This is a genomic window from Paracoccus sp. PARArs4, assembly GCF_947311865.1.
Taxonomy (GTDB): Bacteria; Pseudomonadota; Alphaproteobacteria; order Rhodobacterales; family Rhodobacteraceae; genus Paracoccus; species Paracoccus zeaxanthinifaciens.
Genome location: NZ_CAMZMW010000008.1, coordinates 24461 through 37725, shown reverse-complemented (window position 1 = coordinate 37725; position 13265 = coordinate 24461). Strand labels below are relative to the sequence as shown.

At 68.5% G+C, this 13265-nt stretch carries 12 protein-coding genes; 10 read left to right on the top strand and 2 right to left on the bottom strand.

Features of this window, described 5'->3' with window-relative positions; translation table 11 throughout:
- Positions 1-31 precede the first annotated feature (31 nt).
- The 9 genes from QMZ16_RS08285 (at position 32) to xylB (ending at position 10312) form a co-directional block, all read left to right on the top strand.
- On the top strand, positions 32-1033 hold the full coding sequence (locus QMZ16_RS08285) for a putative sulfate exporter family transporter (RefSeq protein ID WP_282602885.1): 1002 nt from the start codon (positions 32-34) through the stop codon (positions 1031-1033).
- 144 nt (positions 1034-1177) lie between these two features.
- Positions 1178-2494, top strand: a complete 1317-nt coding sequence (locus QMZ16_RS08280; protein ID WP_282602884.1) for a sugar ABC transporter substrate-binding protein — start codon at positions 1178-1180, stop codon at positions 2492-2494.
- Between the two features lie 85 nt (positions 2495-2579).
- Positions 2580-3449 (top strand): sugar ABC transporter permease, encoded by an 870-nt coding sequence (locus QMZ16_RS08275; protein ID WP_282602883.1) that lies wholly within the window; start codon positions 2580-2582, stop codon positions 3447-3449.
- Between the two features lie 10 nt (positions 3450-3459).
- A complete protein-coding gene (locus QMZ16_RS08270) occupies positions 3460-4284 on the top strand; it encodes a carbohydrate ABC transporter permease (protein WP_282602882.1) in 825 nt (274 codons plus the stop codon).
- Between the two features lie 12 nt (positions 4285-4296).
- Entirely contained in the window at positions 4297-5295 is a 999-nt protein-coding gene (locus QMZ16_RS08265) for an ABC transporter ATP-binding protein (RefSeq protein WP_022706358.1), read from the top strand.
- Positions 5292-6755 carry a mannitol dehydrogenase family protein gene (locus QMZ16_RS08260; RefSeq protein WP_282602881.1) on the top strand — a complete coding sequence of 488 codons (1464 nt, stop codon included), beginning with the start codon at positions 5292-5294 and terminating at the stop codon, positions 6753-6755. The genes QMZ16_RS08265 and QMZ16_RS08260 overlap by 4 nt, the downstream gene beginning before the upstream one ends.
- Before the next feature lie 4 nt (positions 6756-6759).
- Positions 6760-7419, top strand: a complete 660-nt coding sequence (locus QMZ16_RS08255; RefSeq protein ID WP_282602880.1) for an HAD family hydrolase — start codon at positions 6760-6762, stop codon at positions 7417-7419.
- 13 nt (positions 7420-7432) lie between these two features.
- Positions 7433-8875 carry an FGGY-family carbohydrate kinase gene (locus QMZ16_RS08250; protein ID WP_282602879.1) on the top strand — a complete coding sequence of 481 codons (1443 nt, stop codon included), beginning with the start codon at positions 7433-7435 and terminating at the stop codon, positions 8873-8875.
- 3 nt (positions 8876-8878) lie between these two features.
- Entirely contained in the window at positions 8879-10312 is a 1434-nt protein-coding gene (gene xylB, locus QMZ16_RS08245; RefSeq protein ID WP_282602878.1) for a xylulokinase, read from the top strand.
- On the opposite strand, the gene QMZ16_RS08240 is transcribed toward xylB, so the two are convergent.
- The gene (locus QMZ16_RS08240) at positions 10291-11238 is read right to left on the bottom strand and encodes a sugar-binding transcriptional regulator (protein ID WP_282602877.1); all 948 of its coding nucleotides are present in this window, start codon (positions 11236-11238) and stop codon (positions 10291-10293) included. The genes xylB and QMZ16_RS08240 overlap by 22 nt on opposite strands.
- A 154-nt stretch (positions 11239-11392) precedes the next feature.
- On the opposite strand from QMZ16_RS08240, the gene QMZ16_RS08235 reads away from it, so the two are divergent.
- Positions 11393-12388 (top strand): MBL fold metallo-hydrolase, encoded by a 996-nt coding sequence (locus tag QMZ16_RS08235; protein WP_282602876.1) that lies wholly within the window; start codon positions 11393-11395, stop codon positions 12386-12388.
- On the opposite strand, the gene QMZ16_RS08230 is transcribed toward QMZ16_RS08235, so the two are convergent.
- Positions 12369-13244 carry an alpha/beta hydrolase gene (locus QMZ16_RS08230; protein ID WP_282602875.1) on the bottom strand — a complete coding sequence of 292 codons (876 nt, stop codon included), beginning with the start codon at positions 13242-13244 and terminating at the stop codon, positions 12369-12371. The two genes, QMZ16_RS08235 and QMZ16_RS08230, sit on opposite strands and share 20 nt — an antisense overlap.
- Positions 13245-13265 lie beyond the last annotated feature (21 nt).

The window sequence follows — 13265 nt, the reverse complement described above, 5'->3', positions numbered from 1 at the left end:
CAGGGCCCCCTTCCTTCAAGAAGGGACAACGATGATCGCTGATTTCACCGCGCGGGTCCGCCCGCTTGCGCCGGGCCTGGGACTTGCCGTGATCCTGGCGATGGCCGCGCAATTCCTGTCGGACCATTACGGCGCGCCCGTGATGCTGATGGCCATCCTGCTGGGCATGCCCTTCCATTTCCTGACCGAGGACGAGCGCACGAAGCGCGGCATCGACTTTGTCGCCAAGGCGCTGCTGCGCACGGGCGTGGCGCTGCTGGGGCTGCGCGTGTCGCTGGACATGGTGCGCGACATCGGCTGGGGCTTCGTCGCGCTGATCGCCTTCTCGATCGCCGCGGTGATCCTGCTGTCGGTCGCGCTGGTGCCGCGGATGGGCCGCGACCGCGCCTTCGGGCTGCTGACGGGCGGATCGGTGGCGATCTGCGGGGCCTCGGCCGCCATGGCGATCGCCTCGATCCTGCCACCGCGCGAGACGGCCGAACGCGACCTGTCCTTCACCGTCATCACGGTCACCGCGCTTTCGACGCTGGCGATGATCGTCTATCCGATCCTGGCGGGCGCCATCGGGCTGGACCAGGAACTGACGGGGCTGTTCCTGGGCGCCACGATCCACGACGTCGCGCAGGTGGTGGGCGCGGGGTACTCCGTCTCGGACGAGACCGGCGACCTGGCGACCGTGGTCAAGCTGATCCGCGTGACCATGCTGGCCCCGGTCGTGCTGATCGCGGCGCTGGCCCTGCGCCGGGCAAGCCCGCAGCAGGCGGGCAAGCGACCGCCGCTGCTGCCGGCCTTCGTGCTGGGCTTTCTTGTCCTTGCGGCGCTGAACTCGGCGCATGTGGTGCCGGTGCCGGTGATCGACGCGGCCTCGACCCTGTCGCGCGCGCTGCTGGTCGCGGCGGTGGCGGCGGTCGGGATGAAGACCTCGCTTGCGCGGCTGGCCGATGTGGGGGCGGCGGCGATTCTGCTGCTGGTCGCGCAGACGGCGGGGCTGGCGGTGCTGATCCTCGCCGCGCTGGCATTGGGCATCGCCTGAACCACCGGAAATTTTGGCCACGATCCCAAGGGCTCCGCCGCATTTGCGCGCGGGGCCCTTCGCTTTTGTTGACATCCGCCCCGGGGTGTGTGAGCATTTGCCCATCGACGTGGCAAAAGCAAAGTCGACCTAGGGAGGAATAAGATGACCGGAAAGACCTTGCGCGCCCTCATGGGTGCCAGTGCCATGACCGCGCTTGCCGCACCCGTCATGGCCGAGACGCTGACCATCGCGACCGTGAACAACGGCGACATGATCCGCATGCAGCAGATGACCGCCCCCTTCACCGAGGCGAACCCGGATATCGAGCTGGAGTGGGTCACGCTGGAGGAGAACATCCTGCGCGAGCGCGTCACCACCGACATCGCCACCAATGGCGGCCAGTACGACGTGCTGACCATCGGCACCTACGAGGTTCCGATCTGGGCCAAGCAGGACTGGCTGGCCCCGCTGGAGATGCCCGCAGAATACGACGTCGACGACCTGCTGCCCGCCGTCCGCGAGGCGCTGTCGGTCGACGGCACGCTCTATGCCGCGCCGTTCTATGGCGAAAGCGCCATGGTGATGTACCGCACCGACCTGGTCGAGGCCGCCGGCGTCGAGATGCCCGACAGCCCGACCTGGGACGACATCAAGGCCGCCGCCGAGGCGATGACCGACAAGGACGCCGAGATCTATGGCATCTGCCTGCGCGGCAAGCCCGGCTGGGGCGAGAACATGGCCATGCTGACGGCCATGGCCAACAGCTATGGCGCGCGCTGGTTCGACACCGACTGGCAGCCCCAGTTCGACAGCGAGGAATGGAAGACCGCGCTGACCGACTATCTGGACCTGATGAACAATTACGGTCCTCCGGGCGCGTCCTCGAACGGCTTCAACGAGAACCTGTCGCTGTTCCAGCAGGGCAAGTGCGGCATGTGGATCGACGCGACCGTCGCCGCAAGCTTCGTGACCGACCCCGACGATTCCACCGTGGCCGACAGCGTGGGCTTCGCGCAGTTCCCCAACAAGGACGGCGTGGACAACCACGGCAACTGGCTGTGGGCATGGTCGCTGGCGATCCCGGCATCCAGCCAGCAGCAGGACGCCGCCAAGAAGTTCGTCGCCTGGGCCACCGGCAAGGAATACACCGCCGCCGTCGCCGAGGCCGAGGGCTGGCGCGCGGCACCTCCGGGCACGCGCACCTCGCTCTATGAAAACGCCGAGTACCAGGAGGCCGCGCCCTTCGCCGAGATGACCCTGAAGTCGATGAACGCTGCGAACACGCAGAAATCCTCGGTCCAGGACATCCCCTATACCGGCGGGCAGTTCGTCGCGATCCCGGAATTCCAGGGCATCGGCACGGCGGTCGGGCAGACCTTCTCGGCGGCGCTGGCAGGCCAGATGTCGGCGGATGACGCCCTGAACGCGGCACAGTCGAACGTGACCCGCGAAATGACCCGCGCAGGCTACATCAAGTAAGCCCGCGCGACCCTGCGCCGCCCCCACTCTCTCCTCCGGGGGCGGCGCGCCCCGACCATCCGCCAGAATCCGAAGGACCCTCGCCATGGCCACCCGCCAGACCCAGAGCCTTGCGCGGCTGATGCGCGCCCCGGCCATCATCCTGCTTCTGATCTGGATGCTGGTGCCGCTCGGGATGACGCTCTACTACTCGTTCCTGAACTACAACCTGCTGAACCCCACGGGGACCAGCTGGGCGGGTTGGTTCAACTACCGCTACTTCTATACCGATCCGGCCTTCTTCGAGGCTGTCGGAAACACGCTGGTCCTGGTCCTGGGCGTGCTGACGATCACCGTGGTCCTGGGAACGGCCATCGCCATGCTGATCGACAAGCCGATCTTCGGGCAGGGGATCGTGCGGATCCTGATCATCTCTCCGTTCTTCGTCATGCCGCCGGTGGCCGCGCTGATCTGGAAGAACATGATCATGCACCCGAGCTATGGCGTCTTCGCGGACCTTGCCAAGTTCTTCGGGCAGGCGCCCATCGACTGGTTCGCGCAGTATCCGCTGACCTCGATCATCATCATCGTGGCGTGGCAGTGGCTGCCCTTCGCGACGCTGATCCTGCTGACCGCGCTGCAGTCGCTGGACGGCGAACAGATGGAGGCCGCCGAGATGGACGGCGCGGGCCCGGTGTCGCGCTTCATCCACCTGACGCTGCCGCACCTGGCGCGGGCCATGACGGTCGTGATCCTGATCCAGACGATCTTCCTTCTGGGCATCTATGCCGAGATCCTGGTGACGACCAATGGCGGTCCGGGCAACGCCTCGACGAACCTGACCTACCTGATCTATCGCGCCGCGCGCCTGAACTTCGACATCGGCGGGGCCGCCGCCGGGGGCATCATCGCCGTCATCCTTGCCAATTTCGTCGCGATCTTCCTGATGCGCGCCGTCGGCCGCAACCTGGACTGAGGAGCATCCCATGGCACGCGCCGTCAAGACACGCACCCGGATCGGCTATTCCATCGCCGCATGGACCGTGGCGCTGATCATCTTCTTCCCGATCCTTTATACCGTCATCACCAGCTTCAAGTCGGAACAGGAGGCCATCGCCGGCTTCGACCTGATCCCCTCGCTGACGCTTGAAAGCTACAGGGCGGTGCAGACGCAGAACGACTATTTCCGGCCCTTCGTGAACTCGGTCATCCTTGCGCTCGGCTCGACAGTCCTGGCGCTGATCGTCGCGATCCCGGCGGCCTGGGCGATGGCGTTCTCGCCCACCAAGCGGACCAAGGACATCCTGATGTGGATGCTGTCCACCAAGATGATGCCCGCGGTCGCCGTGCTGGTGCCGATCTACCTGATCTTCCTGCGCACCGGCCTGATGGACACGCGCACGGGCCTGGTCATCATCCTGATGCTGATGAACCTGCCGATCGTGATCTGGATGCTCTACACCTATTTCCGCGAGATCCCCGGAGAGATCCTGGAGGCCGCGCGGATGGACGGCGCATCGCTGCGCGACGAGATCGTCCACGTCCTGACCCCGATGGCCATTCCGGGCATCGCGTCCACGCTGCTGCTGAACGTGATCCTGGCCTGGAACGAGGCGTTCTGGACCATCCAGCTGACCACCACGAATGCCGCCCCGCTGTCGGCCTTCATCGCATCCTTCTCCAGCCCTCAGGGACTGTTCTGGGCCAAGCTTTCCGCCGCCTCGACCATGGCCATCGCGCCGATCCTGATCATGGGCTGGTTCAGCCAGAAACAACTTGTCCGCGGCCTGACCTTCGGCGCGGTGAAATAAGGGGGAAACCTGATGGGCAGCATCACCCTTCGCAATGTCCGCAAGGCCTTCGGCGATGTCGAGGTCATTCCGGGCGTGGACCTGGACATCCAGGACGGGGAATTCGTCGTCTTCGTCGGGCCTTCGGGCTGCGGGAAATCGACGCTTCTGCGCCTGATCGCGGGGCTGGAGGATGTCAGCGGCGGTCAGATCATGATCGACGGGCAGGACGTCACCGAACATGCACCCGCGCGTCGCGGCCTCGCCATGGTGTTCCAGAGCTACGCTCTCTATCCGCACATGTCGGTGCGCAAGAACATCACCTTCCCGCTGAAGATGGCGCGGATGGACCAGGACGAACAGACCCGCCGCGTGGAACATGCGGCGAAGATCCTGAACCTGACGGATTACCTGGACCGCAAGCCCGGTCAGCTTTCGGGCGGCCAGCGCCAGCGCGTGGCCATCGGCCGCGCCATCGTGCGCGAACCTTCGGCGTTTCTCTTCGACGAACCGCTCTCGAACCTGGACGCCGCCCTGCGCGTCGGCATGCGGGTCGAGATCAGCGAGCTGCACAAGAAGCTGGCGACCACGATGATCTATGTCACCCACGACCAGGTCGAGGCGATGACCATGGCCGACAAGATCGTCGTGCTGCGCGCAGGCCGGGTCGAACAGGTCGGCAGCCCGCTGGAGCTGTATCGCAGCCCCGCCAACCGCTTCGTCGCGGGCTTCATCGGCAGCCCGAACATGAACTTCCTCGAAGGGCAGGCGGCGGCCGATCACGGCGCCCATGCCATCGGCGTGCGTCCCGAGCATTTCCGCATGTCCCTGACCGAGGGCAGCTTTGCCGGCACCGTCGGCGTGGCCGAGCATCTGGGCTCGGACACGTTCCTGCATGTCGATCTGGACGACGGCACCCATATCGTCGCCCGCGCCGAGGGCGAGTTCGCCGCCCGCCACGGCGACCGGGTCTGGCTGACCCCCGAGGAAGGCCGCGTCTATCGCTTCGACGCCGAGGGGCTGGCGATATGACGGCGCTGAACGACGCGAACCTTGCGCGGATCGACGCCGCCGTCCCGCAATACGACCGCAAGGCTCTGACCGGGGGCATCCTGCATTTCGGTCTGGGCAATTTCCACCGCGCGCACCAGGCGGTCTATCTGGACCGTCTGATGAATGCGGGCGAGGGGCATGATTTCGCGATCATCGGCGCGGGGGTCATGCCCTCGGATGCGCGGATGCGCGAGGTGCTTCTGGCGCAGGACTGCCTGTTCACCGTGGTCGAGCAGACGGCCGAGGCATCCGAGGCCCGCGTGATCGGCGCGATGATCGACCATCTGCCCGCCGCGGATGCCGATGCCATCGTCGCGCGGCTGACCGATCCGGCCATCCGCATCGCCAGCCTGACCATCACCGAGGGCGGGTATTTCATCGACGCCAAGACCGGGCATTTCGACCCCGGTCACCCGGCCATCGCGCATGACGGCGCGCATCCCGATGCCCCGCGTACCGTCTTCGGGATGCTGGTCGCGGGCCTTGCCGCGCGCCGTCGCGACGGCGTGCAGCCCTTTACCGTGATGTGCTGCGACAACATCCCCCATAACGGCGATGTCACCCGCGAGGCCGTGGTGGAAACCGCGCGCTTGTCCGACCTCGCGCTGGCCGAGTGGATTGCCGAAAACGTGGCCTTCCCGAACGGCATGGTCGACCGCATCACGCCTGCGACCAGCGACCGTGAACGCGCGATGATCCGCGACGAGTTCGGCATCGACGACGCGACCCCCGTCTTCGCAGAGGATTTCATCCAGTGGGTGCTCGAGGACCATTTTCCCGCAGGTCGCCCCGCGCTGGAGAAGGTCGGCGTGCAGTTCGTGCCCGACGTGACCCCCTACGAGATGATGAAGATCCGCATCCTGAACGGCGGTCACGCGATCCTGGCCTATGCGGCAGGGCTGATGGATATCCATTTCGTCCATGACGCGATGCAGGACGCCCGTGTCGCGGCCTTCCTGCAGAAGGTCGAACGGACCGAGGTGATCCCGGTCGTGCCGCCCGTGCCCGATACCGATCTGGACGCCTATTTCGCCAAGGTGCAGGAACGCTGCGCCAACCCGAAGATCGCGGATACGGTGCGCAGGCTGTGCCTCGACGGGTCGAACAGGCAGCCAAAATTCATCATCCCGACCATCGCGGACCGCCTTGCGCGCGATCTGCCGGTCGATGGGCTGGCGCTGGAATGCGCGCTGTGGTGCCGGTACTGCGCGGGCACGACCGATGGCGGGGCGACCATCGCGCCGAACGATCCGTCATGGGACCGCCTGACCCGGACCGCGCAGGAGGCGCGTCACGACCCGTCGCGCTGGCTTGCCATGGCCGACATCTATGGCGATACCGGGACCGATCCGCGTCTGGCCGAACCATTCGCGAAGTGGCTGGGAATGCTGTGGGAGCGCGGGACGGCGGCAACGCTCGACGCGTATATCGGGGGGTAGGACAGTGACGGATGCCGTGATCTTCGACTGCGACGGGGTGCTCGTGGACAGCGAGCCCCTGGCCGTCGAGGAGATCGTGGCGATGATGCGGCGGCTGGACCTGCCGATCGATGCGGCCCGGATCTACGACTGCTTTCTGGGCCGCAGCTTCCAGACGATCCTGGACGCGGCGCTGCGCGAACATGGGGTCGATCTGACGCCGCATGTGGACGGCTTCCGGCAGGGACTGGCCGACCGGTTCCGGCGCGACCTTCGGCCCGTGCCGGGGATCGCGGATGCCATCGCGGCGCTGGACCTGCCGCGCGCGGTCGCATCCTCCAGCGCGCCGGACCGGCTGGCCCTGTCGCTGAGCGTGACCGGGCTGAAGCCGCTGTTCGGTCCCCATGTCTATTCCGCCACGCAGGTCGCCAACGGCAAGCCCGCGCCGGACCTGTTCCTGATGGCCGCCGACCGGCTGGGCGTCGCCCCCGCCGCCTGCACCGTGGTCGAGGACAGCCCCGCTGGCGTGCGCGCGGCACATGCGGCGGGGATGCGCGTCGTCGGGTTCCTCGGCGGCAGCCATGCCATGCCTGCGGGGCTTGCCGAGCGGCTGGCGCAGGAAGGCCCCCATGCCATCATTGAAAGCGCGTCGGAATTGCCCGACACTCTGGCCCGGCTGGGCTGAGGGGGAACGTTCCATGCTGATCGCTGCCGTCGATGTCGGATCGGCCCGCGCACGCGCGGGGCTGTTCACGCCCGACGGCAGGCTGATCGCACGCGCCAGCCGGGGCTTTGCGACCCATCCGTCGCCGGGCGGGCAGGCGGGCTTCGTCTTTGCCGAGATCTGGAACGCCGTGGCCGAGGCGCTGGCCGAGGCGCGCAGGATGGCCGGGGCCAGCCCTGCCGATATCGGCGCGCTGGCCTTCGACGCGACCTGTTCGCTGGTGGTCGATGCCGCCGGGTTCGGGCCCGATGTCATCGCCTGGCACGACCACCGCGCCGTGGCCGAGGCCGCGCGCATGTCCGCGCTGGACCATCCCGTCGTCACGCGCGCGGGCGGGCGCGTCTCGCCCGAGATGCAGACGCCCAAGCTGATGTGGCTGAACGCCCACCGGCCCGAGATCATCGCGGCCGGGACGCCCATCCGCGACCTGTGCGATCACCTTGCCCATCGCGCGACGGGGGCGGGTGTGCGGTCGCTTTGTGCGGCGGCCGCGAAATGGCCCTATCTGCCGGGGCAGGGCTGGGCGCGCGATCTGCTGGGGCTGCTGGGCCTGGGGGCGCTGGACCTGCCGGGGCGCGTGCTGCCTGCGGGAACGGCCATCGGCCCGCTTTCGGCGCAGGGCGCAGCCGAGCTTGGGCTGGACCGGAACTGCGTGGTGGCGGTGGGGCTGATCGATGCCTTTGCGGGGGCGCTTGGCGCGGCCCCCGACATGCCCGCGCTGATCGCGGGCACCTCGAACTGCGTGATGGCCAGTGGCGTTCCCGCGGCGCCCGCGCTGTGGGGGCCTTATCCGGGGGCGATCCTGCCCGACGAGGACGTGACCGAGGGCGGGCAATCCGCGACCGGCGCGACGCTGGAGCAGGTCCGCAGGCTGTATCCCGGTCCCGAGACGCACGAAACGATCCTTGCCCGCATCGCCGCCCGCCCCGAACCCGAACCGGGCCTGCACGTGCTGCCCGACCTGAAGGGCAATCGCGCGCCCTTCGCGGATCCGCAGATGCGCGGCGTGATCCACGGACTTGCGACGGGGGCGGACGGTCTGGATGCGCTCTATTGGCGGACGGCGGTGGGGGTTGCGCTTGGGACGCGGCAGGTGATCGGGCATATGGGTCTTGCGCCCGCGCGGATCGCGATGGCGGGCGGGCAGGCGCGTTCGGCGCTGCTGCGTCAGCTCTATGCCGATGCCACGGGGGCCGAGATCCACTGGCAGCCCGAGGATGCCGTCCTGCGCGGGACGGCCATCGCGGCGGCGGCGCCCCATCTGGGCGGCATCCGCGCCGCGCGCGCGCGTTTCGGGCGCGAGGTGCAGGTGACGCATCCCGCCCCGGCGGCACGCGAAAGGCGCGAAAGGGATTGGCGCATCTTCCTGCGCATGCAGGAGCATCGCGCGGAAATAATAGAAATGTCGGGGGGTTAGGGCATGTATCTTGGAATCGATCTGGGCACGTCGGGCGTCAAGGCGCTGCTGATGGACGACGCGCAGCGCATCATCGGCTCGGCGACCGAGTCGCTGACCGTCCAGCGGCCTGCCTCTGGCTGGTCCGAACAGGACCCCGACGCCTGGATCTCGGCTGCGGATCGCGCGGTGTCGCGGATCGCGCGCGAGCATGGCCTGTCGCGGCTGCGGGGGATCGGGCTGTCGGGGCAGATGCACGGGGCGGTGACGCTGGACGCCGATGACCGCGTCCTGCGCCCCGCGATCCTGTGGAACGACACCCGCGCCCATGCCGAGGCTGCGGCGCTCGACGCCGATCCGGTGATGCGACGGCTGTCGGGGAACATCGTCTTTCCCGGATTTACCGCGCCCAAGCTGGTCTGGATGGCCGAACACGAACCCGATTTGCATGCCCGCGTGGCCCGCGTCCTGCTGCCCAAGGATTTCCTGCGGCTGTGGCTGACCGGCGAACACGTATCCGAGATGTCGGACGCATCGGGCACCGCCTGGCTGGATGTCGCCCGCCGCGACTGGTCCGACGACCTGCTGGCCGCATCGGGGATGCGCCGCGACCAGATGCCCGCCCTCGTCGAGGGGTCCGAGCGGTCGGGGATGCTGCGCGACGCGCTGGCCCGCGAATGGGGCGTCGAGGGGCCGGTGACCGTCGCGGGCGGGGCGGGCGACAATGCCGCCACCGCGATCGGTGCGGGGACGGTCTCGGGCGGGCAGGGCTTCGTCAGCCTCGGCACGTCGGGGGTGCTGTTCGCGGCGACCGACCGCTTCCTGCCCGCGCCCGAAACCGCCGTGCATGCCTTCTGCCACGCGGCGCCCGGCATGTGGCACCATATGGGCGTCATGCTGCAGGCCGCCGCCGCGATCGAGTGGCTGGCGGGCATCACCGGCACCCCCGCCGCCACGCTGACCGCCGATCTGGGGCCGCAATCCGCACCGGGCCCCGAGATCTTCCTGCCCTATCTGTCCGGTGAACGCACGCCCCACAACGATGCGCAGGTGCGCGGGCTGTTCGCGGGCCTGGGCGCAGGCAGCGATCGCGCGGCGATGACGCGGGCGGTGCTGGACGGCGTGGCCTTCGCGCTGGCCGACAACCTGCACGCGCTGCGGCAGGCGGGGGCGGGGCCCGATGCGCTGCTGGCGCTTGGGGGCGGGGCGCGGTCGGATTACTGGCTGCGCAGCATCGCCAACGCGCTGGACCTGCCGGTCCTGCTGCCCGAGGGGGGCGATTTCGGCGCCGCCTTCGGGGCCGCGCGGCTGGGGCTGATGGCCGATACCGGCGCCGGGACCGAGATCTGCACCACGCCCGCCATCGCATCCGAGATCGCGCCCGATCCCGCGCTGGTCCCCGCCTATTCCGAGGGGCTGGCGCGGTTCCGCGCGCTCTATCCCGCCGCGCGATCCTGATCCAGCAATGCAGCACCTGTCGCGGCATCGGTGACCAGCCCGTTGATCAGCCCGCCCCGCAGGGCCGCGCGGATCGCGGGCAGCTTGGCCTGCCCGTGGGCGGCGGCGATGACCAGGGCGGTTTCCCTGGGCGGTATCGGGGCCGAGGCGACGCGGTCGTTCGACAGCCCCTCGATCAGTTGCCCGTCCTTGTCATAGGCCCAGCCCAGGATCTCTCCCTCGGCACCGGCCTTGCGCAGGGCCGCAAGGTCGTTCGCGTCGATGAAGCCGTCGGCCAGAAGCGCCGCGCTGTCATCCATGCGCCCGACGCCGACAAAGGCCACCTCGGCCTCGGCGGACATGGCGATGACGCGGGCGATGCCCTGCTGCGCCAGCAGCGCGGTGCGCGTGTCGCCTTCGGGCAGGATGACCGAGACCGGCAGAGGAAAGCTGCGCGCAGTGACCAGATCCGACAAGGAAAACAGGACGTTGTAGGCCGCGGTGGATCCGTCCGTCGCGATGTTCCCCGTCAGCGACACGATCCGGTGGTCGGGGCAATCGATATGCGGCAGCCGGGCGATCGCGGAGCGCAGCGTCCGGCCCGTGCCGATGGCGATCGTCAGCGGATCGGCGCGGCGCAGCCACTGCTCCATCACGGCGGCAAGGTGATGGGCGACCCCATCGGCGGGGGCATCGGCGGGCGCGATCTCGCAGAAGGACAGGTTCCAGCGGTCGCTGAGGTCGCGGGCGATCTGCATGCAGTCGGCAAAGGGATGGTCTATGCGGATCTTGACCAGCCCCTCGGACATGGCCTGCGCCACGAGGCGCTGCGCGCTTTGGCGGGACACGCCCAGGCGCGTCGCGATCTCATCCTGGGTCAGGCCGCCGACATGCGCCAGCCAGGCCGCGCGGGCCGCCTGTTCCAGCTTGCGTTGCTGATCCGCCATCCCGACCTCCGAACTGATACGAGCTTCGGGATTAGGACGCGGGAAAGGGGCTGTAAAGTGCCGCTTGCCCATTGCGTCCGCCAGTCGATGCGCTAGGACAGGGGTCAGCCAGCCGTCGCCAGCCACCTCGCGTCCCCTGCCGAAGGTCCGTGCCATGGCCATCCTCCGCCCCCTGATCCTTGCCGCGCTGCTGCCCGCCATTCCCGCCTTCGCGCAGGATGCCGGAGACCTGGCCCGTCGCGGGACCGAGGCCGCCGAGGCGTTTCCCGGTTTCGCGAACCTGTGCGATCTGGACCAGCGGATGCGCGACGTGAACGCCCCCCGCGACCGCAGCGCCAAGCGCGGCGAGCGCCCGCAACGCCAACCGCGCGAGACGCTCGGAGTGCCGCCGATGCAGGTCTTCGACGAGCTGTATTTCCTGGGCACGGGGTCGGTCAGCGCGTGGCTCTATGGCGACGATGACGGATATGTCCTGATCGACACGCTGAACACCGCCGAGGAGGCCGAGGAATACGTGCTGGGCGGGATGCGCAGCCTGGGGCTGGACCCGGCCGATATCCGGGCGATCCTGATCACCCATGCGCATGGCGACCATTATGGCGGGGCGACCTATCTGTCGCAGAAACTGGGCGTGGACGTGATGATGAGCGAGGCCGACTGGCGGCTGGCGGAACGCACCCCGCCGCATCCGCGCTTCGGCGCGGCACCCGAACGCGGCATCAGCGTGCGCGACGGGCAGGTCCTGCGGTTCGGCGATCACGAGCTGCGCGTGCTGCTGACGCCGGGACATACGCCCGGCACCGTGTCGCCCATCTTCGCGCTGCATGATGGCGGGCGGGAACACATGGCCATCCTGTGGGGCGGGTCGGGCTTCAATTTCGGGCCCGACGTGATGATCTTTGAGGAATATGCCGCATCCGCCGCCCGCGCCCGCGATGAGGCCCGGGCCGCGGGCGTCGACGTGTTCCTGTCGAACCATGTCCGGCGCGACGGTGCCGACAGGACGATGGAGGCGCTGCGGACCCGCCCCGAAGGCGCCCCCAACCCCTTCGTGCGCGGGGATAAGGGCTATGCCCTGTTCGACGTGCTGGAGAGCTGCGCATTGGCGCAGGCCGCACGCTTCGCGGATGTCAGCGCAGACGATCGCTGAGGAATTCGACCACCAGGGGCACGGTCTCTCCGAACAGGTCGCCGCCATGGCTTGCGCCCTCGACCTCGATGAAGGTCAGGTCGGATGCCGGATCGCGCGCCAGCAGGCTGCCATAGAGCCTGCGGCTTTGCAGCGGCGAGACGATGACGTCCTGTGTTCCGTGCATGATCAGCATGGGCGGCAGTTCGACATCGGCGGGCAGGGCGGCCAGCTGGACCTGCGGGCTGGCGGCGTCACCCGCCTGACGGTCCTCGGCGGGCTCGACGCCCAGCAGCATCGCCTCGGGGGTGGTGCCGGACATGTCCATCCCGCTGCGGTCGATGCCGTCGTCCTGCCGGTCCGCGGCGATCAGCGGCAGGTTCGAGGGCGCATACCACGACACGACCGCGTCCAGTTCGATATCGTCGTGGCGGCTGGCCAGAACCTCGGCCCACAGGGCCATGTGCGCCCCCGATGACTGCCCCCAGACCGCGAAGCGGTCGGCGTCGTATCCGTAATCGCCGGCACTGTCGCGCAGGAAGCGCATCGCGCGCAGCACGTCGTCGGATTGCGCGGGCCAGGTCGCATCCGTGCTGTAGCTGTAGTCGATCGAGGCCACCGCGATCCCCGCATCGTTCAGCGCCTGCGCCCGGTCGTGCAGCAGGACCTGCGTGCGGTCGTTGCGCATCCAGCGTCCGCCATGGATGAACATGACCAGCGGCGGGTTCTCGACCTCGTCGGGCATATAGAGGTCCAGCGCGTTGCGCGCCCCGTCGCCATAGCGGATGCCCTCGGTCACCTCATGTGCCATCGCGCCCACAGCCCCCGTGCCGGTGATCGTCGCGGCCAGTATCGCCGCCGCCAGTTTGCCAGTCATGTCGCCGTTTCCCTGAAATGA